We start from the raw sequence: 24,423 nt of genomic DNA, 5'->3' as shown, positions 1-24,423 counted from the left end.
GCGTACCGAAGTACGCGTCGCCCGCGCGATCCCCACGATCTCGGGCACGAGGGCGGGCCTCGCTGACTTACTACGCCGACCTGGGCGGCTGTTTTCGCGCTTCGCGCGAACGGTCGCTCTGGAGAGCGCCCCTAGGGCAACCCGAATGGCCGTTTTCGCGCTTCTCGCGGGCTCGTCCTCCTACACCGTGATCAGCTTGTATTCGCGCGTGCCCAGGCCTATCTTCTCGGCGTGCTCCAGGCAGGTGCGCCATTCCGATTCGGGGGTGGAGTTCGTGAAGTGGTCGCCGGCGGCTTGGAAACCGGGGCTGGCCAGGTTGTCGGAGAGCTTGCTGCCGGGCAGGGGGGAGGCGGCCAGGCAGGCGTCGACGCACGCCTGGTCGAGGGCGAGCGGGTCGACGGAGGCGAACATGCCCAGGTTCGGCAGGATGGGCGCGTCGTTCTCGGCGTGGCAGTCGCAGTGGGGCGACACGTCCACCACGAGCGACACGTGGAACTGCGGGCGGCCGTCCACGACGGCCTTCGCGTACTCGGCCATGCGGCGGTTGAGGTCGGCGTTGGCGGCGTCCTGCGCGAAGTCGATGGCGTCGAAGTTGCAGGCGCCCAGGCAGCGCCCGCAGCCCACGCAGTGCTCGGCGTCCACGGTCATCTTGCGCGCGGCCTCGTCGAACACCAGGCCGCCGTTCGCGCACTGGGGCAGGCACTTCTTGCAGCCGCGGCACTTCTCCGCGTCGATCGTGGGCCGGCCGTTGCTGTGCTGCTCGGTCTTGCCGGCGCGCGAGCCGCAGCCCATGCCGATGTTCTTGATGGCGCCGCCGAACCCGGTGAGCTCGTGGCCCTTGAAGTGCGTGAGGCTGATAAACGCGTCGGCGTCCATGACGGCGCGGCCGATCTTCGCCGCCTTCACGTACTCGCCGCCCGCCACCGGCACCTCCACGTCGTCGGTGCCCTTCAGGCCGTCGCCGATGAGGATGGGGCAGCCCGCGGTGAGCGGCGTGAAGCCGTTCTGCCACGCGCACTCCAAATGCTCCAGCGCGTTCTTGCGGCTGCCGGGGTACATGGTGTTGCAGTCGGTGAGGAACGGCTTGCCGCCCAGTTCCTTCACCACGTCCACGACGGCGCGGGCGTAGTTCGGGCGCAGGTAGCTGATGTTGCCCAGCTCGCCGAAGTGCAGCTTGACGGCCACGAACTTGCCGTCGAGGTCCAAGTCGGCGATGCCCGCGCGCTTGATGAGCTTCTTCAGCTTCGTGGGCAGCCCGTCGCCGAACGCCTCGGTGCGGAAGTCCGTGAAGTACACCTTTGCCGGTTCCATGATGGAAGCCTCCTTCTCCGCCGCCCGCGCGGCGCTCTCGCCTGCGTTGCCCTTCCCGCTATGATAACGGCTCGAACGCACCCCAGGCCGAGAGAATTGTGAAATACGGACGCCTTCCGCCGCGCTCGCCCGGAGCGGTGGGGAGTCTCTGCGGGTCCTTCGGCTTCCGGCCTTCGCCGCGCGTGCGGGTGCGAAAGCGGACGGGGTGGAAGTTTTCGCGCATAAGCCGGCTCTGCCGCGCCAGAGGCACTCGGCGGGTGGTGGCGTCGGGCGGAACGCGGCTACCCGCGCCAGAGGCGCTCGGCGGGCGCGCCCTCGCCGCGAGCGAGCTCGGCGCCGGGCAGGTCCTCGTGCATCTCCAGGATGTTCTTCCACAGGCGCTTGGGCATGAACTGGCGGCGCAGCTCGGGGTTGTAGCGCGCCTCCACGGCCACGGTGCGGTAGAAGCGCTTCCAAGCCGCCTGCATGAGCCGCTCGTCGGCGGCACGGTCGGGCACGTTCAGCTCGTCGGTGCGCACGAGGTACCAGTCGCGCCCCTCGTACACGCCCGCCAGGCGGTGCACCTCGTCGTAGATGATGAACGGCTGCGTGTTGAAGCGCCCGGCGAACCAATCCATGAGCAGGGGCACCACGGAGGCGGAGGGGTTGCAGAGCGCGAGCCACACGCCGTTCTCCAAATGCTCGAAACGCAGGAACTGCACCATGTGGTGGCGTTCGTTGCCCACGGCGCGCACCAGGCGGTGCAGGGGCTCCACGGCGGGGTGGGCGAGGTCGTTGAGCACGCTTTTGCTCGCCTTGCCCGAGCACCCGATGGCGTCGGTGGGGCGGCTCGACCCCATGGGGCCGCTGCACGAGCCGCGTTTGCGGCACCCGGAGCAGTCGTGCGGGCGGTTGGCCGCCATGGCGTAGCGCACGAAGCGGTACACGACGGTGCCCGCGTCCGGATCGTCGGAGAGCGAGGCGCGCATGACGGCGTCGTAGGCTGCGGCTCCGCAGGCCCGCTTGATGCCGCGCTGCACGCGCACGGCGCGCTCCACGTCCGTCTCGACGAAGCGCACCGTCTGCCCCAGGCGCGGCTGGAGGATCGCCTCCGGAGCGACGTCCTGCGGGTCCTCGCGGCGGGCGTACGCCTCGAACACGGCCGAGAGCAGGCCCTCCAGCGATCCGTCGTAGGCGTAGGCCACGTCGGAAAGCGGCTCTTCGGGCGCGACGCCGCTCATGCGGGCACTGCCTCGGGCTGCTCGAGGGCGCGCTGCCAGCCGAAGACCCCGTCGGCGGCCGGGCGCCCCGTTCCTCCGGCACGCCTCTGGGCGGGGGCGGCCGACGCGCCTTCGCGACCGTCGATCCCGTCGGCAAGCCGCGCGCGATCCGCATCGCACAGGGAACGCCCGCCTCCGGCTCCGCCGCCTGCGATGCGGGCCTTCTCGGGCGTTTCCACGCTTTCGAACAGGCTCATCTGGCCGGGGCAGGTCTTGTCCGCCCGGCGTCCGTGGTTGCCGCCCTTGGTGGGCGCGGCCAAGTGCGCCCGCAGCCCCTCGCGGGAGAAGTCCGCGCCCTGGCCCGCGTATTTCCCGTTGCACGTGATGAAGAAGCGGGCGCGCTTGTAGGCTACGCCCAAACGGCGCAGCTCGCGCTCGCCGAGCGCGGTGGTGCGGCGCGCCCGCACGATGGAGTGCGCTCCCTTCACGCCGATGCCCGGCACGCGCAACAGCGCCTCGAGCGGCGCCTTGTTCACCTCGACGGGGAAGAAGTCCAAATGGTTGAGCGCCCAGTTCGCCTTCGGGTCGACCTCGGGGTCGAGGAAGGGGTGCTCCTCGTCGATGATCTCGGCGACGTCGAAGCGGTAGAAGCGCAGCAGCCAATCGGCTTGGTAGAGTCGATGCTCGCGGTTGAGCTGCACGGCGTCGGTGCCGGGCAGGCGCGCGTCGTCGTTCACGGGCGTGTAGGCGCTGAAGAACACGCGCTTGAGCGATAGCGTGCGGTAGAGCGCGGCCGACAGGTTGAGTATCTGGAAGTCGCTCTCGGGCGAGGCTCCCACGATCATCTGCGTGGACTGCCCGGCCGGCACGAAGGCCCGCTCCTTCTTCTTCGGCCGCACCTGCTTCATGTACGTGGTCTGCTTGCGCACGAGCGCGCGCGTGTCCTTGTCGACGGCGATGTTGTCGCGTATCTGGCGCATGGGCGCGAGGATGCGCTGCTTGTCCTTTTCAGGCGCGAGCAGCGCCAAGCTCTTCTGCGAGGGAAGTTCCATGTTCACGCTCATGCGGTCGGCCAAATGCCCCAGCTCGTCCACGAGCTCGGGGGAGGTGCCGGGTACGGCCTTGGCGTGGATGTAGCCGCGGAAGCCGTGCTCGTTGCGCAGAAGCGACAGCGTTTGGATCATGAGCTCGGTGGTGTAGTCGGGGTTCTTGATGACGCCCGAGCTGAGGAACAACCCCTCGATGTAGTTGCGGCGGTAGAACGCGATGGTGAGGTCGGCCAGCTCGCGGGGCGTGAAGGCCGCGCGCTTCATCTCGTTGGAGCAGCGGTTGACGCAGTAGGCGCAGTCGTAGACGCACACGTTGGTCATGAGCACCTTCAGCAACGTGATGCAGCGCCCGTCCGCCGCGAAGCTGTGGCAGCAGCCCGCCGCCATCGTGTTGCCCAGCTTGCCCTTCTGCGCGTCGCGGTCGATGCCCGACGACGTGCAGGCCACGTCGTATTTCGCCGCATCGGCAAGCACTTCCAGTTTGTCGATCAGTTCCATGCGCACGCCCGTTCGCCAGATCAAATGTTCGCCAGAATATCCGTTCGCTTATAATAGGCAAACGGGCGTTCGTTGTCAATCAACAGAACAAGGCGATGGAAGATCGGCTGGATCTCGAAACCCGGAGGGCGGCCGAGCGCGATTCCGCTTCCGGCATGAAAAAAGCCAGGCACTCGTAATGCCTGGCCTGCGGTTTCGTGGAGCCAGTGACAGGACTCGAACCTGCAACCCACAGTTTACAAAACTGTTGCGCTACCATTGCGCCACACTGGCACGCTATCGTTCGCGTCTGCGTATTGTACGTCATCGACTTCGTTTAGGGAAGCCCGATGCGGATCAGCGAACCTGCGCCAAGGCGCGTCGTGGCCCGCGCGCGGTCGAACGAGATCCTTCCGCGCGCAGGGGCGGGGAGGGGCCGTCACCCCTCGCGCAAAACGGCACGCCTGAACGCGACCGCGTCGTCGGGCGACACGCAAACCGCGCGCACGGGGCGGGGCTTGCCCAAAAGGCCGCGCGCCTGCACGGGCTCGGACAGCACGATCCAGCACGGCGCCGCGCCCAGGGCCGCCATGTTCACGCGCTCGCGCTTCGGCAGGGCGGGCTCGCCGGCCCCCACGCTCTCCATCAGGTCGAGCGGAACGTCCAGGCGGAAGTGGGATCCCCATTTCACCCGCAGCGTGTCGTCGTCCACGAGCAGCGGGTTCAGCACGACGGCCCGAGCGTCGCCGACGATCCACGCGAGCGTGTACGCCGTGAGCGCCGTGAGCGCGATAGCCGCCGCCTCGCTCCATTGGGCGACGAGCAGGTGAACGGCGGCCGCCTCGATGGGTAGCAGCGCCGCGATCACGCCGACAAGGGCCAGGTACCCGCTTTTCCGGTGGTAGGAGAACGCGCGGCTTCCTGCGGGGACGATCGGCGCGCGCCGCCACGAGAACAGCGCGTAGTACCAAATGGAAAGCTCCGTCGCGCACGCATGGGCCGCGCCCTTGTGACGCACGAGTTCGAGGAAGGGGCGCTCGAACCACTCGAGCGGCTCGTCGGATGCCCGGCGCGCCGCACGGAAGCTCCGCGCGAGCCGTCGTCCCTCGCGGATGCCTATCGTCAGGTCCACGGCCACGGCCAGCGCGGCGAGCGGCACGTGCAACGAGAACTGCCCCGCAGGCGCGAACTGCGCCGAAACGAGGCCGCCCAAGCCGATGGCGGGCAGCACGAACAGCGGCGACAGCCCGTTTCTGCGAACGACCAGCAGGTAGAACGCCAACGGCACGCACACCATGAGGTCGAACGGCACGGCGACGCCCGCTGCGAAAGCGCGCCCCGCATCCGGAACGGCGGCCATGCAGGCGAGGTCGATGCCGTACAACGCCAGGCAGACGGCGAGCGGCAGGGCGAGCCGCGCCGCCTTTGATCCGGCGGGCGAGGAGGGGTTCGGCAAGGCGGCGTTCATGGGCGGGCTCCTTCGCTCGATCTTCGCGGCTCCCACGATCGCAGGGCCGTACAGGGGCTCCCGCTATAGTACCATGCGCGCTCCGTTGCCTCGGACGGCGCTTGCTGTCCGAGCGGGGGGGGGGGTGCCGCATGAGCGCCCATGCGCTTCCGGCGTTGACATGATGGTGCTGCCGCGACATTGCCAAGACCAGTCAACCCTCCGCAAAGCTGATCGTCCTTCGCGAAGGGCCCCTGCGATAACGAAGGAAGCCCGTTATCCGGCCCGCTTCCGATCACCAATGCCCGCAAGCAAACAAGCATCGGCGCTTCCAGCGGAGATTTTGCGAAGCCTCGGCACTCTATGTTTAACCGCCATCGACATGCACCCAGCCGGGCGCGTGTCGATGGCGGTTAAACGGCGGATCGATCGGTTTCTGCGCAAAAATCACCGACGTCCCCCTTGGCGCGAGCCCGAAAAGCCCCCTCGGCCGCGCGCCCTGCGCTCAACCGCGGCGTTTCCCCAGCTCGCGGAATCCGGCTTGGACGCGACGACCGCGCTGCGAGTCGAAGCAACGGGGACGTCGGTGATTTTTGCACCGCAGGCCCAGTCTCCGCCGTTGAGCCGCCGTCGACGCGCAGCCGCACCCTTCTCCGACGGTCCGCCTGCCGACGCGGCTGAAAAGGGGGCGCGCTTCGAGGCGGGTCGGGGCCCGCGTGCAGACGCGGCGCCCCGAAGCCTCGTGGGCGAACAGGAGCTCCCTGCGGTCCCCTTGATCCTGTACGCTCGCTGCTCGGGCGAGAGGCTCAGTCTCGATGCCGTGTCCTTTTGAACGGCTTCGAACGAGCGTGCGCGTCTGCTGCCGAGTTCGGCAAGGATAGCCGTTTTCAACTCTTCGACGTGCGGAATGTCGTTGCGAGTAATATCGTCCTCGTGGTCCATGGAGCTTGCCTCTCGTCGTGTTGTCGGATTGCGGATTCGACGGTTACGGTCTCTAATTTGCTGTTTCGATGTCCTATCAGATAATATTACATGCACGGTTATCAATTTGAAAGCATCGAGGTGACGTGCGGAAAAACGATGAGGGCCGGCAAGCCTGCGCTCGCTCGCGCTTTTCGCAGGAGTGATGGGGTTTCCATCGCCGTTCTTGGGGATTGCGCGGCGGTGGCGTATCATACCGAAGGATATGGACGCAGGTGCCGCGCGGCTCGCGCGGGCACGCACGCAGGAGGAGCCAATCACATGTGCGGATTCGTGGGATTCACCACCGTTGATTACGACGCCGACGCCAACAGGGCGATCGTCAAGGACATGGCCGACCGCATCGCCCATCGCGGGCCCGACGACGAGGGCTTTTTCGTGGACGACGGCATCGCCATGGGCTTTCGCCGCCTGAGCATCATCGACCTCGAGGGCTCGCGCCAGCCCATGCAGAACGCGAGCGGCACCGTCACCGTCACGTTCAACGGCGAGATCTACAACTTCCAGGAGCTGCGCGCCGAGCTGGAGGCGCTGGGCTACGAGTTCGTCACGAACGGCGACACCGAGACCGTCGTGCACGGCTACGAGGCGTGGGGCGAGGGCGTGTTCGAGAAGCTGCGCGGCATGTTCGCCATCGCCATCTGGGACGCGCCGAAGAAGCGCCTCGTGTGCGCGCGCGACCTGTTCGGCATCAAGCCCCTCTACTACCAGCACGACGGCGGCCGCCTGATCTACGGCAGCGAGATCAAGGCGTTCCTGGCGCATCCGGCGTTCAAGAAGGAGCTCAACCGCGAGATGCTGCCGCAGTACCTGTGCTTCGAGTACATGAACGACTCGCAGACCATGTTCAAGGACGTGCACAAGCTGCTGCCCGGCCACTTCATGGTGTTCGAGGACGGTGAGCTGCGCACCGAGTGCTACTACCGCATCACGTACAAGATCGACGAGTCGAAGTCGCTCGACGAGTGGGCCGACGAGATCAACCGCGTGTTCGACGAGTCCGTGGCGGCGCACGAGATCGCCGACGTGGAGATCGGCAGCTTCCTGTCGGGCGGCATCGACAGCTCGTTGGCCGCGTACTGCATGGGCCAGCACGCGCCCGACATCAAGACGTTCTCGGTGGGCTACGACATCGGCTGCGAGGACAAGCTGGCCCAGATCGCCGCGCAGTCGGACTTCGAGATCAAGCTGAACGAGCTGGAGGACGCCACCGAGTTCGCGAAGTGGGCGAACCTGCCGAACTACCAGGTGCAGGTGGATGCGAAGGAATTCCTGGACATCGTGCCCACCGAGCAGTACCACATGGACGAGCCGCTGGGCGCGCCCTCCGCCATCCCGCTCTTCTTCGTGAGTCGCTTGGCGCGCGAGCAGGTGAAGGTGGTGCAGTCGGGCGAGGGCGCCGACGAGCTGTTCGGCGGCTACTGGATCTACCACGACCAGTTCGAGTTCGGGAAGTACTTCAAGGTGCCGCGCCCCCTGCGCGCCGCCGCGGGCGCCATCGCCGAGAAAATGCCGCCGTTCCACGGGCGCCGTTTCGCCATGCGCGGCTCGGGCGGCCCGGAGAAGAGCTACCAGCGCGCGAGCATGAACTACATGTGGGACGAGATCCCCAACGTGCTGCGCGACTACGCGGGCCCCTGCAAGCCGTGGGAGTGGTGCAAGCCGCATTTCGACGAAGCCGCCAAGCAGGACATCGACATCATCACGCAGACGCAGTACGTGGACATGGTCAGCTACATGCCGTTCGACATCTGCCTGAAGGCCGACAAGATGTCCATGTCGCAGTCGCTCGAGCTGCGCGTGCCGTTCTTGGACAAGAAGGTGCTCGACGTGGCGCTGCAGCTGCCCACCGCCTGCCGCGTGGACGACGACCACGCGAAGTACGCGCTGCGCGTGGCCGCCAGCAAGCTGGGCTTCCAGAAGAAGGTGGCGAACATGCCGAAGCAGCCGTTCATCACGCCGCTCACGGTGTGGCTGCAGACCGACCTGTACTACGACCGCATCAAGGAGGCGTTCACGAGCGAGGCCGCGCACGAGTTCTTCAACGTGGACTACCTCGTGCAGATGCTCGACGACCACAAGTCGGCCGACTTCAGCACGGTGGAGGGCCGCGGCAAGCTCAAGATGATGCGCATCTGGAACATCTACTGCTTCCTGTGCTGGTACGAGGTGTTCTTCGGCGAGTCCAGCAAGCAGCTGGCCCCAAAGACGCAGGTGGCGTAACCCCCCCCCCTCGGAATCGCGGTTGTTTGAAGGCGCTCGGCCGGCGTGCGGTTAGGCGCGCCGCGCAGCGTCGGGAGAGTCGGTGCGGCGATCGAGCTGTCGAGCCAAGACGAGGTGCAGCTTTTCTGGGAGCAGGGCCGGGTCCTGGATCGTTTCGAAGTTACTCGTCAGGGGCAGTCCGTTGAATTCGCCGATGTTGATGTGCGTGAGGTAAACGTTCGACGGCAGACTCATAGCGCATTTTCTAGCCTGCAAGCCATCGGCAAACAGGCCGTCGCTCACCACCAGGCATACGACGTCGCGAGCCGGTTCGGCAACGGCGCGGATCTGCACCTGCCTGAGTGCGGCGGTGACCAAGGTTTGCTCGCTGGTAGGGTTGTTGACCTGCTCGAAGGCATAGCGCTTGCGCTCGTAAGCATGAGTGAGTTCCAGAGGCGTCAGCTCGGCCCAGCCTTCGCCGAAGGCAAGCAATTGGGTGCGTATGTCCACCGATCCTTGTCGTTGATCGTGCGAGGCAAGCTGTATTGCCCGATCGATGCCCTCGATAAGGCAAACCGCCATAGCGCCGGCGCTGCTGGCATTTTCCCCCGTCATGGAGATGCTCACGTCAAGCAGCACGTAGAGGTCCATGCCGCGAAACTGCAGGTTCTGCAGGCGGCTGCGCCGCTGTCGTTTCTGCCAAATCGCATTCTCGCAACCGGACTGGAGTTGGAGGTGGGCTTGCACGAGCGTGCTGGGATGCATGCGGGTGCCGCTGCGGGCAAGCCGAGCGCGATAGCGAAAAACGCTCAACCGCTCCTGCGGCGTCGCTATGCGCACCAGAACGTTGGCGATGCGTTCGATGGTGTCGCGCCATCGCTGCGCCGTGTGCTCGTAGGATGCTCGGCCGCCGTCATGAAACGCCATGGCTTTGAGTTCGGGGGACACGCTGGGCAGGTTGAGACTGGGCGTTTTGTCCGCTTCCACGGGTGTTTCGTTGTTGTCGGCGATCAGCTGGTCGATAGTACTTTCGTTCACGGTAGCGAGCAAAGCCTGGGCGCGCGCGTTCGTCTCGGCCTCTTGGCGCAGCGCGTTTTCGTCGTTGGCGGCATCTTTGGAAGCGCCGTAGGATTGCTCGTTATCGTAGAGGTGCATCAGGTCGTAAAAACTCAACGCCTCCTCATCAAACTTGATCATGCGTGCGAGCAGCGGCGTTATCAGGCTCGCCGCCTGGGTGTGGCGGGCACGGTAGGGTAGGCTCTCGTCGAACAAGAGGCGTTTGAGTGGGGCTAGGCACGGGTTCATAGCGGAAGTGGTGCCCAGGCATTCGACGACGAGCGGCGAAACGACCACGTTGGGCCGGTCTTCGAAAAGATAGAGGCGCAGGGCGCGCATAAGCTGGATATGCAAGGGCTCGCTCGCCATCACGTGGGCCGCCATGCGCGAGAGATACGCTTCGAAGTGCTGTTTGGCAAAGGGAACGCGACTGATCATGCGCGCATACGCCGCCATGTCGTCGACGCACGTTTGCAGATAGCGTTGCGCGGGGCGCGACAGGTCGTTCCGGTAGTCGAAGCGCTGGCACCAGTCGTCGAGCAGGAAGTCCTGCGCGCGGGTCGCCACGAAGCAGGCAACCATGGTGTCGACTTCGTCGAGGGTGATGGCACCGCGCACGCCATAGCGCTCGCGCGCGGCGATGTCCTCGTTGAGCTCATGGTTCACCAGCAGATCGATGCCGCTGCGGGTAAGCCGGCATCCGGTTCTAACCTCGGCGCCCACGCAGACCGCGGCGATGCGGAGCCCACTGACGGCCGCTACGCGTTCGACCGTGCGTTTCACCTGCTCGATGCGAGCGATCATGGCTTAGCCAACCGGACCGAGGTCAATGCCCACCAGCAAAGCGGCTTGTCGCGCAAGGCTGGCGTTGCGGCTTGACCCTGCTTGGTCAAGGGTGCGCAACAGCTTGTCGATGAGGTAGAGGTCGAGGTGGCGCCCGGGCAGGTTTCCTCCCGCGCTGTCTTGGACGGCGCGGTTGAGGGCGCGCGGCGTGATGCAGTCGGTCAGCAAAGGGGCGGTGTCCTCGCGCACAATGCTGGCTGCCTGGTCGTTCTCGAGCGAGATGGCCGCGTCTTTTGCCGGCACGGCGTAGAGGTGCTCGGTCAAGGTGGCAAGATGAACCAAGGCGTCCAACAGGTCACGGTCGAGGTGGCGACTGAAAACACCATCGGCGTCAACCGCCTCGCAGAGGGCGAGCCGCATCAGGGAGGGGCTGGGATGGCGCAGGGGATCGTGGTCGAGATCGGGGTAGGTTCGCTCGATGACTTCGAAACGGTCGCGGATGGCGGGGTCGAGGACCTCGCGTTGTCGGTAACGCGCCGATGCTTCGTTAGCGGTGGCGAACACGGTGAATCCTGGCTGCACCACCAGATCGATGCCCTCTTCCTGCAAGAATACCGATTCGCCGGGGCGCTTGAGCAGAACGTCTTGCAAGCGCGCGATGATCGCCTGATCGCCGAAGTTGATTTCGTCGAGCAACAGCGGAACGCCAGCGCGCATGGCTCGGGGAAGGGGGCCTTCCTCGAACACGAACGTGTTCCGAACGGCATCGTGAACCATCTTTCCCATCAGCTCGTCGCTCATCATGTCGCCCTTGACTGAGACGATAAGCGGCTCGGTGCCATACAGGCGCATGACGAACTTCGCCATCTGGGTTTTCGCGATGCCCTTGTCGCCCACGAGAAGGGTGGGGCGCGCCGAGAGAGCGTTGCCGACTAACGTGTCGATGTCCTGTATCATCTCGCGGTCGAACAGCAGGCCGTAGCGCCGTATCGTCTCGCGGTCATGCAGCGCTTGGGCGCGCTCGGCTATGTCGGCTCGTGCGTTGCCGCGCGCGGCTTTCAGGTTTTTGCGCGCGCGGGAGATGTCCTTTTCATAGCAGGCCAGCTCGACGTCGGTGAAGATGCGGCCGGCTTTGGCGGCGTCGACCATCGTCTGCCATAAAGCCAGATGCGCATTAAGCTGGCGTTCGTAGAGCTCCGCGAGCGCGTAGGTGGCCACGATGTCGTCTTCCTGCTGCTGGTAGTCGAGGTATTGCATAACCGCATCCTGCATGAGCTTTTGGGGGATCAGGCCCTCTTCGCCGAGCGGGATTATCTGCTTGCGCACTTCGGACACGATGGTTCCGTCTTCTTCGAAAAGCGTGAAGCGCCCTTCTCCGTCTTGGGGGACGGTGATTCCGTACGACTGCAAGGCGGGAATGTAGTACGTGGCGAGGTTTTCAAACCACATGGTCTCCCTCGTTTCCTGATCGGTATGGCTGTTGCTTTCACCCTAGCGCCCACCCGGGGCGACTTCATGCGCTCGGGAGGGCGAAATGGCGGGGTGAAACGCAGGGCGAGATAGCCATGATCAGGCTAAGCGGCCTTGCCGCAGACGATGCGAAAAGGAGGGCCACGAGCAAACGACGCTTCTCACCCTATCTGTCACCCTGGTAAACCACCCGGGTAGTAGCTGTACGGAGGGGTGAGATGGGTTCACTATCGTCGAGAACGCACTGCGGGGATGGCTGGCGGTGACGACATGACGGCGCACAAGGAGGATGGAAGCATGGATATCCGGGTTGAAGACAGGCGCGTTGAAGACGAGTCGGTAACGCTGACGGTGTGCGTGGCTGCAAGCGAGCTTGAATCGCTCGAGCGCGGCGCCTGCTTGGTAGTGGCCCAGCGAAACGGCATCGATCTGGACGGCGACGAGACGGCGCGCGAACTGCTCGATAGCGCGCTCGGCGAATCCGAGGCGGCGGCGATGGTGGCGCAAACCATGAAGAGCTTCGTCGCGCCGTTCGCCTTGTCGTCAGAAAGCGAAGACTACTCGGTGGTGGGCGCGCCGGTCTTCGATGCCGAGCGCAGCCTGGACGACGAGAGGGATTTGGTCTTCGAGGCAACGTGGACGCGTCTCGGCGCCGTGACGCTTTCCTCCTATGAGCCCCTTGAGCTGGCGGTTCCGCCCATTTCGGTGAGCGAGGCCGAAATCGATGCGCGGATGGAAGAGGTCGCGCAGTCTTACACCAGCGTCGAGTGCGACGAAGGCCGCACCCAGGTTGCCGAGGGCGATGTGGTGCAGATATCGATGGACTGCCTGAAAGATGGCGAGCGCTTCGAGCAGCTGTGCTTCACCAACCGTTTGTACCGGGCAGGTTCGGGGCAGATGCCGGAAGGCTTTGACGAGGCGCTTGCCAATGTCCCGGTGGGCAGCATGGTGCACGTCGATTTCCTGCTGCCGACGCGCGAGGAGCTCGACGGGACGCTCTCGGGGCACTCCATCTGCGCGGAGGTGAAAGTGGAGGCTATCATGCGCGAAGTAGCCTGCACGCTGACCGACGACTTCGTTTTCCAAAACATTCCCGGCGCCAACAGCGTGGCCGACCTGCGGGAGCGGTCCCGCAGAGAGCTCGAGCGGCAAAAGGCGGAGCAGATGCGCCATTACCGCAACTTCATGGCGGCGGGCGAACTCGCCAAGCGCATCGAGGGCTACGTTGCCGATGCGGCCTATGATGCCGTGGCTGATCAGATGATGGACTCGCTGTACGAGCAGGCGCGCGCCGAGCGCACGACGGTAGGCGAGCTTCTGAACGCGCAAGGCTCGAGCGAAGAAGAGTACCGTATGATGGTGCTCATGCAGGCACGCGCTCAGCTGCGCCAGGGGGCTGCGCTCGACGCATGGGCCAGGCACCGCGGCCTTGAAGTAACCGACGCCGATATCGATGCGTTCTTCTCATCTTCGGCGCAGGGCCAGGGCGCTCGGATGCGCGAAGAGGTTGAAAGCGGCGGCTATCTTTACCTGGCGCGCGAGGGGGCCTTGCGCCTCAAGGCAAGCGAGGACCTCGTGGCGTGCGCCACGCTGGTTGAAGATGCTTCTCTGCAGATGTCGGCGGGGACAGCGCCGACGGTAGGGAAAGGTAGCATAATAGCGGGGTAGGTACCGGTGACGCGCGAGTTGACAAGGAGGCAGGGCCATGGCGGCAGGCATACCTATGAAGGTTTCGCACGATGTTGCATTGGCGAAGATCACCGCGCCTCGTCGCTCGTCCCTCTCCATCGACCGAGATGGCGCGCTGCAAAGCCTGATCGAGTGCTTGAGCGGCAAGATCGTGACGGTCGAGGCTCCGGCGGGGTCGGCAAGAAGCGGCTTTCTGGCAGAAGCGTACCGGCGCCTCGGCGACGATCCCGAGCATTGGCGAACGGCCTGGCTGTCAGTGGACGAAGCCGACGACCGCGATAGGTTGGCGCGCCATGTGCTTGCCGCCCTGCACACGGTGTGGCCCGAGCTCGATACGGTCGAGCTGGCCCGGCTTTACCGGGAAAACCCCACCTACTATTCGGTTGCGCTCAGCAACTTCTTGCTCGAACGCGCTTCCGATGTGAGGGTGGACGTGGTTTTGTTCGTCGACGACCTGCATAGGGCCACCCCCGATGCCATTGCGGAATTTCTCAATTCGGCGGCGCGCTATTTCCCTGAAACGGTGCACGTGGTAGCTTCGGGCAACTATCTGCTGTGGGAGTACATCGACTTGGCTTTTCGCGACGAGGTGCGCATGTTCCCCTCGGACAAGCTCAACTTCACCCAGGACGAGGTGGAAGCCATTTTGAAGCAGGCCATGGACATCCAGACATCGCCGCAGGTCTCCTACGTGTCCGAAACGCCCATCAAGCTGGATGCGCAGGATTTGAAGGCGCTTGCGGCTGATCTGTGGAACATAACGAACGGCTGGTCGCTCGGCGTTCGCACGTATGCCGACGCGCTTGTCCGCGGGTCGATCGACTGCTCCGCAACGGTGGACGAGCGTGCGCTCGGGCAGATGCTCAACCGCTTTTTCCGCAGCAGCGTATTGGATGAGCTGCCCGAAGATCTGGCGCAGTTCGTAATCGAAGTGGCGCTGACCGATACGGTGTGCGCCGATTTGTGCAATGCGCTCACCTCGCGCACCGACTCCAAGTTCGTCCTGCGCGATTTGCGCCTACGGGGGTGCTTTCTCAGTCCGTGCGCCAACGAGGCGGGCTGGTTCGAGTTCCATCCGCTGTTTCGCCGATGGCTGCGCATGAAACAGGGTCAGATGGACGCCGACCGTCTGCTCGAGTTGTGCCGGACGGCAAGCGATTGGTACGAAGCGCACCGGATGACCTCCGAGGCGGCGAAGTACTTGCTGATGGCGTCGGATTCCAACTTCATCGAGAACCTGGCCCAAGCATCGGGATACGAGTCGCAGCGCGCCGGCGTGACCTACTCCGAATGGATCAGCCGCATTCCGGCAGCTCGGTTCACCGAGTCACCCCAATTGGCGCTCCATGCGGCCTGGGGGTATGTCATCTGCGCCCGAACGGACGAGGGCTTGCGTTGGATCGAGGTGTTCGAGCGCGCCGCCGCTCGCGAACTCGGCCAGGATGGACCCGATGCTTCGATCGTGGTGGACCTGTTTCGGGCAAAATGCCTTGAAATGGACTGCCTCCATGATGAAGCCATGGTCAAAAGCGAGGCCATCCTGCACTCTCACGAGGAAGAGCTCTCTCTTCCTCAGCGTTGCCTGTTGCTGCACTCCCTGGCGGAATCATATGTGCGGAGGGGCCGGTTCGACGAGGCGCTGAAGAACTATCTGCAGGCAGAGGTCATGGCCGAGCTGGGCAAGTCCGACTTTTACCTCGCCATGTGCCGTATGGGCATCATCTCCCTGCGCATCGCGCAGGGAGAACTGAAGGAGGCCCTCGAACTGTGCGAAAAGGCGCTCGCCGAATGCCCCGATACCGTTATCCCGTACGGGTCGCTGCTTGCCTCCAAGGGATACCTGTGCGTGGAGATGGACCGGCTGGAAGAGGCGCGCGAGTGCGTCGAACGCGCCCACCGTATCGTGTCAACGTCTCGCAACGTGGATATGCTCTACGAGGCCGAGGCCGAGCGCGCCCATTACTACGCGGCGGTGGGGAAGCACGCCCAGGCTTTCAACCTGATAACGAAGACGGCGCTGCAGATGGGCACGGCAGGCGTGCCGCGCAGCATCAACCTGCTCGTGTATGTCAGGCAGGTCCAGGTAGCGTTGGCCATGGGATACGTTCCCGAGGCTGATGCGGCGGCGAAGCGCCTTGAGGCGGGCATTGGTCGGGGCGATATAGATTTCGAGCTGGCTGGTTTGGCTGCCAGGGCCGCAGTCGACGATGCTTCGGGAAGCGTCGGCGATCCCGACGACATCTTGCCGTCCGTCGAGCGCGCATGCGATGCGGGACTCGGCTTGCGCGAACTCGAGCTTTCCCTCCGGGCGGCCGAGCGCTTGGCGGCCCGGGGAAGGCGTTCCGATGCCCTCATGTACCTCAACCGTGCGCTCAGGCTGCAAGCCGGCCAGCAGGTGGTCGGCCCCTTCTTGCGTTCCGGCGGAAAAATCCGCGCGCTGCTTCACGAGATCGTGGATGTGCGCAAGTCCGGCGGACAGGCTCGCCAGCTTGCCAAGGCGGTGCTGCACCGCTTCGGGGCCAATGAAGCCGAGGAGACGGTGCTGGAGCGCACGACGAACCCCATGGCCCGCTTCGGCTTGACCGAGCGCGAGTGCGAGGTGCTGGAGCTTCTTGACGCGGGCCTTTCCCGACGGGAGATCGCCGAGGTGCTCACCGTGTCGCTGAACACGGTGAAAAGCCACGTGGGAGGCATCTATAGCAAGCTGGGGGTCACTAACCGCATCGACGCATTCTCCATCGTCCACGACGGCGAGGACGAGTAGCCGCGCATCGGCTCGCCTCTGTTGTCATCGGCGGGCGCGAGCGCACGTCCCCGCCTCACCCTGCTTCTCATCCTAGCCTCCATCCCGAGAATAGGCTGGGGAAACCACCTTGGGCGCATCATGTTCGCCGCCCCCGCCCTCAATAGAATGACCTCAACGGCATGCGAGCGAAACCCGGGCTTGCCCGCATGCGACTTTCGCGGGGCTGGGAGGATGCCCCGCACAGACCATTCGAGAGGGGCTGCAATGGAACTTAAGAAGACCGAACGGGTCGAGGTCAAGCTTCCCGCCGACATGCCGAACAAGTACATCGACGAGACCGGCGTCCAGTGGACGTATTCCCGCTGCTTCTACTGCCATATGAACTGCGGCATCGTCATCGGCGTCGACACCAAGACCGACCGCGTGGTGGAGATTCGCGGCAACTGGAAAGAGGGCACGGTGTTGTGCGACCGCATGGGCGAGCGCGGCCAGAAGGCCATCCAGATGCACTACCACCCTAAGCGCATCAACCATGTTCTGAAGCGCGCCGGCGAGCGCGGCGAGGACAAGTGGGAGGAGATCCCCTACGAGAAGGCGATGGACGAGATCGCCGACAAGCTGCAGGCGCTGATCGACAAGTACGGTCCCGAGACGCTGGTCTCTTCCGAGGGAACGTACCGCTCCGACCACCTGTGGGCGCGCACCCGCTTCTTCAACAACCTCGGCAACCCGGGCAACGTCATCGACCCCGGTACCATCTGCTGGTGCTGGAACTACACGCTGAACATGGCCATGGTGGGCTGGCCTATCGAGGCCATCTCGCCGGTGGGCATCGACCAATCCGACACGTTCGTGGTATGGGGCCTTTCGGCTTCCGAGAAATACGGCCCGCAAAGCCCCATGTGGCGCCAGTATCTTGCTGCTATGGACCGCCCCGGCAAGAAGCCGAAGATGATCGTCATCGACCCGTATTGCACCACGCAGGCCCTGCTGGCCGACATCTGGATGCCCATCTACCCCGGCACCGACCATGCGCTCGCCCTGGCTTGGCTGCACGAGGTCATCGAGAACGAGTGGTATGACGAGGAGTTCATCAAGTGGTGGTCGAACGGCCCGTTCCTGTTGGACAAGAAGACCAAGCACACCATCCGCGCCGACCAGGTTAAAGAGGGAGCCGCGCACTCCGACTTCGTGGTGTGGGACAACCTTGCCAACGACATCTTGCTGTGGAACTCCGACAAGAACGAGTGGTTCGCCGACGGCGACGTCGACCCGGCTCTGAGCGGCACCCATACCATCTCGCTGCTCGACGGCTCCTCGGTCGAGTGCTACACCGCCTGGGATGCCATCAAGGAGATGGCCGAGCCTTACAGCCCGCAGTGGGCGGCTCCCGTCACCGGCATCCCCGAGAACAAGATCGCCGATTCCGCCCGCGTGTACGCCACCAACGGTAACGCGTTCATCACCTGGGGCCTCGGCGGCGGCGACCAGGCCGGCCCGAACGCCTCGCGCCTGTGCATCACCAAGACCATCCTGCGCATCATCTGCAACTACATCGACAAGCCGGGCGGCGAATATGTGGGCGAGCCCGGCGTCGTGCAGGCCGACGGCTCCAAGCCGTTCCCGTACCGCGACGCCGAGATGGAGATGTCCGAGCTCGTCACGCCGGAGATCCGCAAGAAGTACATCGGCTACGACCAGTTCCGCGCCATGAGCTGGAAGGGCTACGAGCCGATCTACGACGCCTACATGAAGATGTTCGGCGTCCCGCGCCCTATGCTGCACCAGCTGCTGTGCTCGCCGGTGCTGGTGTACGACGCCATGGAGTTCGGCGATCCCTATCCCATCAAGGCCATGATCATGTGGTCCTCCAACCCGTTCGCCTGGGCGCCCGACCCGCAGCGCCTGTACAAGATCATGAAGAACAACCTGGAGCTTATCGTCTCGGTCGAGTACTGGAAGACCCCTGCCGCGGCTATGGCCGACTACATCATCCCCGGCTGCGACTCCCTCGAGCGCCCGTGCTTCACCACCGCCGAGGACTCCAACGACTTCGTGGTTTGCGGCGACCGCGGCTCCAAGCCGGTGGGCGACCGCGTTATGGACTACGATTTCTTCCGCGGTTTGGGTATCCGCATGGGCCAGGCCGAGGCTTGGCCGTGGGAGACCTACGAGGACGTCATCAAGCACCGCATCTCGCGCGGAGTCGACGTCGACTACACCACGCTATGCGAGCAGGGCACTTGGTTCCCCGGGCCCACTCGGTCCTTCAAGTACGCCGAGACGCTGCCGAACGGACAGACCAAGGGTTTCGCGACGCCCACCCGCAAGGCCGAGATCTACCCCACGCTCATGGAAGATCTGGACTACAGCGCGCTTCCGTACTACCGCGAGCTGCCCGAGACGCCGCTCTCGAATCCCGAGCTTGCCAAGAAGTACCCGCTGCGCCTGACCACCGGCGGTCGCGTCTCGGTTCTGTACCACTCCGAGAACCGCGTTCCCGGCCAGGGCACCCGCTCCATCTTCCCGTATCCCAGCGTTTACATGCATCGCGAGGACGCCCGTGCCTGCGGCGTGCGCGACGGCGACTGGGTGTGGATCGAGAACGAGCGCGGGCGCATCAAGCAGGTTGCCCATGTCGACCAGGCCATCATCAAGGGTACCGTGCAGGCCATGCCCTCGTGGTGGTATCCGGAGCTTCCGGCAGAGGAGCCGTGGAACCAGGGCGCGTTCATCTCCAACGTCGGCTGCCTGGTGGATGGCACGGTCAGGGGTTCCGACGAAGCCACGGGAACATGGACGAACCGCGGCCTGCTCTGCCGCATCTACCCGTGCATCGATCCTGCCGACCGCACGGACGTGACAGTGACGGGCGACCAGTTCATCGAGGGCGACACCTACTTCAACGATCAGTACGACAAGCTGGGCTGCCGTGAGATCAAGCGGATCGACTGGGAGAACGCCGATCCGGGCCAGCATCCCACATGCACGTACGACACGCTCGGCAAGTAGCGGGCTGTCGGCACGGGGCAGATGACACCTCCCCGCAACGTGCGGCATGAACAACCGAGGGGGCGGCAGCCGATGCTGGCGCCCCCTCGACGGGGCAGCGGAAGAGAGTGCGCGGTACGGGTCGAGCGCGGATGTGTGGCGGGAGGGGAATCGTTTTATGACGTTCTGGTCGCAGTTCTTCGAAATGCTGTTTCTGGTGGGCTTCGGGATCGCCTGGCCTTCCTCCATCGTGAAATCGATCCGCTCGAGAACGGCAAAAGGCAAGAGCCTGCTGTTCCTGAGCATATCGTTTTGCGCCTACCTGTGCGGGATCACCTCGAAATTCACGGCTACGTCCTTGAGCTACGTGGTGGTGTTCTACGTGATCAACCTCTGCTTCGTGGGGACCGATATCGTGCTGTACTTCATCAACTCGAAGCGTGACAAAGAACGCGAGGCGCAGGAGGCGAGTGTGCTGGGGGACGGCTGAGCACCGCCTTGCGGCGCGGGCTTGCCTTCGGACTGGATGGACGCATGGCTTACGGACCTCTCAGAACCCATTTCACTTCGCGAAAACGCGTCTCGATAGACGCGCATCTGTGCGTGGGCTGCAAGCTTTGCATGCGCGGCTGCCCCTTGGGCAACGTGATCGGCTATGACGCGAACGCGCGCCGAGCGTATGTGGACGATGCCTTGGTTTGCGGCGGGTGCGGAGCGTGCTTGCGCACCTGTCCCGCCAACGCCGTCCATATGGTGGAGGAACTCGCGCAAGGAGCGCTTTCTCCTCGTACGGCACCCGTTATCGCCCCTGGCCAACGTCGTACCACCCCTTGAATCACCCCCTTGCTAACCGGGTGAGAGGGTGGGATAAATCGCGCAGGCAGGGTCATGTCCTGCGCGGAATCGGCTCCTACAATTTCGAATAGGGAAAGCGGCTAGGATAGGCGGCTTTCATTTCATAAGGAGGTTTTCCCATGTGCTTCAGACCATCGACCCCGGTAGTCAACAATCCCGAAGGTGCGGGTAGCCCAAGCGCTCCCGGTGCTCCCGGCGCGCCTGGCACCCCCAAGGCTCCCGGCGCGCCTGGCGCCCCCGGTACGCCTGATGCCCCCAAAGCTCCCGGCGCGCCTGGTGCTTCCAGCACACCGAAATCCTCCGAAGCTTCCTTCCGAAAGTAAGCGGCAGCGTCGGGTCCTCCGCAGCGCGTTCGCTGCGTCAACGGCGCCGCTACCGTTGGGTGAAGGTCGGTAACGGAACGCCTGGGCGAACGCGCGCCGGTGATAGGCTCGTCGCATCAAACCGATGCGATAGGAGCTTCATCATGTCCGCCCGTTCTGCCTTGCCCGCCGATTCCGCCGAAACCGTCGTTCCGCCCCGATGCCCGAAAGCGGCCGTGCCGCGTGCGTCCGTGCGCCCGCTCGCTCTCGCAAGCCTCGTTTGCGCGGCTCTCGTCGCGCTGTGCGCCATCGCTCCGGGGCGGGCGCTGGCGGCTCCGGCGGGGCCTTTCGACGTGGAAGGGCCGACCGACGCGTATGCGTGGGACGGCTCGACGCTGTCGGTCACGGCCAACGGCGTGACCATCGCCGGCATGGCCGACCCGTCTTCGGGCTCGTCGGGCGACGTGAGCGTGGGAACGGGTGTGAACTACCTCGATGTCGGCTCGAACGTGCGCATCGGCACGCTTGAGATGGCGGGAACCACGGGGTTGCGCCTTGCGGGGCCCGGCAACGAGGTGAGCGTGTGGAACATGGCGCGGAGCGCGGGGGTGAGCGAGGAGGGCGCGGTGACGCTCGGCACGGTCCAGCAGCCTCTCGAAGTGCTCCCGTCGGCCACGGTGGTGCTCGCAGGCGGCGCGCCTGCCGTATCCATCTGGGCGGGCGGAACGCTCGTGCTCGACCCCGCCTCGTCGCTGGGCACCATCACGCATTTCGGCGGCACGCTCGACCTTTCGCGCATCCCCCTCGGCTCGCCCCTCAGCATAGTGGGGTACTCGGTGGGCGGCCAATACACGTCGAACACCATCGTGGCGCCGTTCGGGGCGACCCGCCTCTCGGAGCTCTTGGCGGTGAGCAACCTGTTCGTGAACGGCGGCGACACCGCCATCCTGGAAGACGGCGAGCGCGTGGGCACGTTGCAGGACGACGGCTCGTTCCTCATCACGGCCACGCGCGCGGTCACGTTTGTCGGTTGGGACGGGCGGGTGCTCGATACCGAGACGGTGCCGCTGTTCGGCGCGGCCACCGCGCCCGACGTGTCCGCGCCCGACGGCTACCGCTTTGCCGGATGGGACCGCGACTTCTCGTACATAACGCAGAGCGTCACGGTGGCGGCCCGGTTCGAAAAGCTGCCCGAGCCCACTCCGCAGCCTGCGCCGACTCCCGCGCAGCCGTCGGGCGGCAACACCGCCGCCGCTTCGCCAACGAAAACCTCGAAGTACATACCCGCCCCCTCGAAGCTCGCCGCCACCGGCGATGCTGCAGGTCCGGCAGTTGCCGAAGCGATTGCTGCAACGGCAACGGTTGCGGCAATCGCTGCCCTGGTGCTCCGCGGGCGCGAACGCTTGGGAAAGGGCTAGAACAAGGGAATCTTTCCGAGGAGGAAGTCGTTGATCGGCGCATCGTCGGAGCCCACTACGAGGGTATGCGTGTCAGGGTACAGCTTGGCGAACGCATTGCGATCGCCCAATCCCTTTAATGCGCCGCTTTTAACCTCGATAGCGGTGCGCGTGGTGCCATAGGCTTTCTATCGAAAATGCTCAACGACTGAACAAAAATGTTCAGTCGTTGAGCGTAATGCCGTCAAGCATATGGTGAATGTGCTGTGCAGGCGTCCCTTCCGCCCCGCGTTCCTTCCGCCCCGCGTTACGCCCGCCCACGTCCCAGCTTCCCGGCGACCTTGCCGGCGATGGAGCTCACGAACGCGGCCTCGGGCACGTGCAGCTTCATGGCCAGGCCGAACGTCGCGACGAGCGACACCACGCCACCGGCCGCCACGTAGGCCAGCGCCTGCGGGATGGAGCCCGACAGGGGCGCCACGAACGTGGTCAGGGCGTACAGCACGCCGCCGCCCAGCGCCGCGCCCAACCCGCCCAGCAAAAGCGCCACAACGAACGCCTTCGCCGTCGAGCGCAGCCCGAACGGCCCCAGGCGGCGGCGCAGGTACGCGAACAGGCACACGTCGGCCACCACGTAGAACAGCACCTCGCCCACGGCGATGATCTCGATGGGGAAACTCTCCGCGTGCGACGCGCCGAACATCGTGAGAGCGATCTGCGCCGCGCCGGCCACAAAGTTGAACGCCGCGAACACGCCCATCTTCCGCAGGCTCGAGAATATCTTCTGCAGGTACGTGTTCACGCCGTACACCGGCAGCGCGAACGCCAGCACGCTCATGTACGAGGCGATGGACGCCACGTTCTCCGCAGTGAACGCGCCGGCGCGGAACACCGTGATGAGCGGCAGCGAGAACACCATGAGGTACAGCGCGAAGGGGATCATAAAGAACAGTATCTGGTTCGTGCCGCTCACGATGCCGCGCTTCACGCCCTCGGCGTTGCCCTCGGCCTGCATGTCGGCCAGCTCGGTGAACATGGCCGTGGTGATGGGCACGGCCAAAAACGAGTAGGGCAGCGTGAACCACTGGCGCGCGTACAGCAGGATGGACGGCCCGTTGTCGGCGAAGCTGTACGCCGCCGCGTTCTGCACCGACACCACCACGAACGAGCACACCATGACGAACAGGGCCGGCACGCCCAGCGAGAGCGTCTCGCGCAGCGCCGGGTCGCGGAAGTTGATGCGCGGCCGCAGCCGGATGCCGTTGCGCTTGAGCGCGGGCAGCTGGATGGCCAGCGCCACGAACACGCCCAGCGGGTTTCCGATGGCTATGACGTAGAGCGCCGCATCGGGGTTCTGCGGCGCCATGAACGCGTACAGCAAAAACGACGCGATGACCACGACGCTTTGGGCCGCGGGCGCAATGGAGGACCACAGGTAGTCGCGGTTCGCGTTGAGCAGGCCCGATATGATGGCGGTGGCGCCCGAGAACACGATCTGGATGGCGAAGAACTGGAAGAAGAACACCGATTGCGCCATCTCGCGCTGGTCGGAGTAGAAGCTTTGCGTGTAGATGAAGAACGCCGGGAACGCGATGCAGAGCGCGGCCACCACGCCCAGCAGCACCACGACGATGGTGAGCAGGCTGGAGGCGTACTCGTTGCCCGCCCGCTGGCCCAGCTTCTTCTTCACCGACAGGTACACCGGCAGAAACGCCGTCACCAGGATGCCGCCTATCACCAGCTCGTAGAGCTGGGAGGGCAGGTTGTTGGCCACCTGGTAGGAGCTGGAGAGCAGCGTGGAGCCCAGCGCGAAGGCCATCGTCCACGTGCGCACGAAGCCCAGCACGCGCGACACCATGGTGCACACGCTGATGAGCGCGGCGGACGAGCCCACGGCGGCGGCATCGCCTTGCTCGGCGTCGGCCGTGCGCGCGAGCGCCGTCTTGTCCACGCCGGCGTGCTTGCTGACGATGGGAAGCTCGGAGGTCGAGCCGGGGAAGGCCGCCCGCTCAGCGCGACGGCTCGCCACGGCAGAGGCTTCGCGCGCGGTGCGCGGGTCGGGCGTCTGCGGCTCGAAGGGGTCGCGCGGGGGAGTGGTGCGGTCGACGCCGGCGTGGCTTCCGCCTATGCGGATCTCGGACGTCTCGCCCGGAGCGGCGGCTCGCAGGCGGGCCTTCGCGCTGGCAGGGTCGAGCCGGGGCTCGGGGCGCGGCACCACCTGCTGCGCCACGGCGGCCGCGATGACCGTGCGGTCCAAGCCCGCGTGCCGCCCGCCCACGCGGATCTCCGACGTGGAGCCGGGATCGGCCGCGCGCGCATGCGAGGGCGCGAGGCGCTTCTCGGAAGATGGCGTGTGGGCTGGTGTCGGCTCGGCAACGCGCGTATGTTGAGCTCGTGCGAGCTTGTCGGACATGGACGGACGCTTTCCGGTGCATCGGATATAATGGCCCATCATAGCAAACCGGGAA

The 24,423-nt window shown here is 65.1% G+C and carries 14 protein-coding genes and 1 tRNA gene; 7 read left to right on the top strand and 8 right to left on the bottom strand.

Going from position 1 to position 24,423, the window contains the following annotated elements; all coding sequences use genetic code 11:
• Positions 1-180 precede the first annotated feature (180 nt).
• The 5 genes from HCH03_RS15165 to HCH03_RS15145 all read right to left on the bottom strand — a co-directional run bounded on the left by HCH03_RS15165 (position 181) and on the right by HCH03_RS15145 (position 5,504).
• On the bottom strand, positions 181-1,311 hold the full coding sequence (locus HCH03_RS15165) for a DUF362 domain-containing protein (RefSeq protein WP_221690157.1): 1,131 nt from the start codon (positions 1,309-1,311) through the stop codon (positions 181-183).
• A 281-nt stretch (positions 1,312-1,592) separates the two neighbouring features.
• Positions 1,593-2,531 (bottom strand): TIGR03915 family putative DNA repair protein, encoded by a 939-nt coding sequence (locus HCH03_RS15160; RefSeq protein WP_221690156.1) that lies wholly within the window; start codon positions 2,529-2,531, stop codon positions 1,593-1,595.
• Entirely contained in the window at positions 2,528-4,057 is a 1,530-nt protein-coding gene (locus tag HCH03_RS15155) for a putative DNA modification/repair radical SAM protein (protein ID WP_221690155.1), read from the bottom strand. The genes HCH03_RS15160 and HCH03_RS15155 overlap by 4 nt, the downstream gene beginning before the upstream one ends.
• Positions 4,058-4,255: 198 nt before the next feature.
• A tRNA-Thr gene (locus tag HCH03_RS15150) sits at positions 4,256-4,330 on the bottom strand.
• A 145-nt stretch (positions 4,331-4,475) separates the two neighbouring features.
• Positions 4,476-5,504, bottom strand: a complete 1,029-nt coding sequence (locus HCH03_RS15145; protein ID WP_221690154.1) for a hypothetical protein — start codon at positions 5,502-5,504, stop codon at positions 4,476-4,478.
• Between the two features lie 1,221 nt (positions 5,505-6,725).
• On the opposite strand from HCH03_RS15145, the gene asnB reads away from it, so the two are divergent.
• Positions 6,726-8,687, top strand: coding sequence for an asparagine synthase (glutamine-hydrolyzing) (asnB, locus tag HCH03_RS15140; protein WP_221690153.1), 1,962 nt, complete (start codon positions 6,726-6,728; stop codon positions 8,685-8,687).
• Positions 8,688-8,738: 51 nt separating this feature from the next.
• Here asnB and HCH03_RS15135 read toward each other — a convergent pair whose 3' ends face one another.
• Complete coding sequence (locus HCH03_RS15135) at positions 8,739-10,526, bottom strand: hypothetical protein (protein WP_221690152.1); 1,788 nt, start codon at positions 10,524-10,526, stop codon at positions 8,739-8,741.
• Positions 10,527-10,529: 3 nt separating this feature from the next.
• Positions 10,530-11,840 carry an AAA family ATPase gene (locus HCH03_RS16505; protein WP_221690151.1) on the bottom strand — a complete coding sequence of 437 codons (1,311 nt, stop codon included), beginning with the start codon at positions 11,838-11,840 and terminating at the stop codon, positions 10,530-10,532.
• 432 nt (positions 11,841-12,272) lie between these two features.
• On the opposite strand from HCH03_RS16505, the gene HCH03_RS15125 reads away from it, so the two are divergent.
• From HCH03_RS15125 to HCH03_RS15100, 6 genes are all read left to right on the top strand, one after another.
• Positions 12,273-13,643 carry a trigger factor gene (locus HCH03_RS15125; protein WP_221690150.1) on the top strand — a complete coding sequence of 457 codons (1,371 nt, stop codon included), beginning with the start codon at positions 12,273-12,275 and terminating at the stop codon, positions 13,641-13,643.
• A 337-nt stretch (positions 13,644-13,980) separates the two neighbouring features.
• Positions 13,981-16,428 (top strand): LuxR C-terminal-related transcriptional regulator, encoded by a 2,448-nt coding sequence (locus HCH03_RS16900; RefSeq protein WP_221690149.1) that lies wholly within the window; start codon positions 13,981-13,983, stop codon positions 16,426-16,428.
• Between the two features lie 246 nt (positions 16,429-16,674).
• Positions 16,675-19,422: a molybdopterin-containing oxidoreductase family protein gene (locus tag HCH03_RS15115; protein WP_221690148.1), complete on the top strand. Its 2,748-nt coding sequence runs from the start codon at positions 16,675-16,677 to the stop codon at positions 19,420-19,422.
• Positions 19,423-19,579: 157 nt separating this feature from the next.
• Entirely contained in the window at positions 19,580-19,891 is a 312-nt protein-coding gene (locus HCH03_RS15110; RefSeq protein ID WP_080145054.1) for a hypothetical protein, read from the top strand.
• Between the two features lie 44 nt (positions 19,892-19,935).
• Positions 19,936-20,235 (top strand): indolepyruvate ferredoxin oxidoreductase subunit alpha, encoded by a 300-nt coding sequence (locus HCH03_RS16895; protein ID WP_080145055.1) that lies wholly within the window; start codon positions 19,936-19,938, stop codon positions 20,233-20,235.
• A gap of 487 nt (positions 20,236-20,722) precedes the next feature.
• Entirely contained in the window at positions 20,723-21,976 is a 1,254-nt protein-coding gene (locus HCH03_RS15100; RefSeq protein ID WP_221690147.1) for a hypothetical protein, read from the top strand.
• A gap of 286 nt (positions 21,977-22,262) precedes the next feature.
• Here the strand turns inward: HCH03_RS15100 and HCH03_RS15095 are convergent, their stop codons facing one another.
• Positions 22,263-24,368 (bottom strand): murein biosynthesis integral membrane protein MurJ, encoded by a 2,106-nt coding sequence (locus HCH03_RS15095; RefSeq protein ID WP_221690146.1) that lies wholly within the window; start codon positions 24,366-24,368, stop codon positions 22,263-22,265.
• Between the last annotated feature and the right edge of the window lie 55 nt (positions 24,369-24,423).

The organism is Gordonibacter massiliensis (ex Traore et al. 2017) (genome assembly GCF_019731765.1).
Lineage (GTDB): Bacteria > Actinomycetota > Coriobacteriia > Coriobacteriales > Eggerthellaceae > Gordonibacter > Gordonibacter massiliensis.
This window is presented reverse-complemented; position numbering and strand designations above follow the sequence as displayed.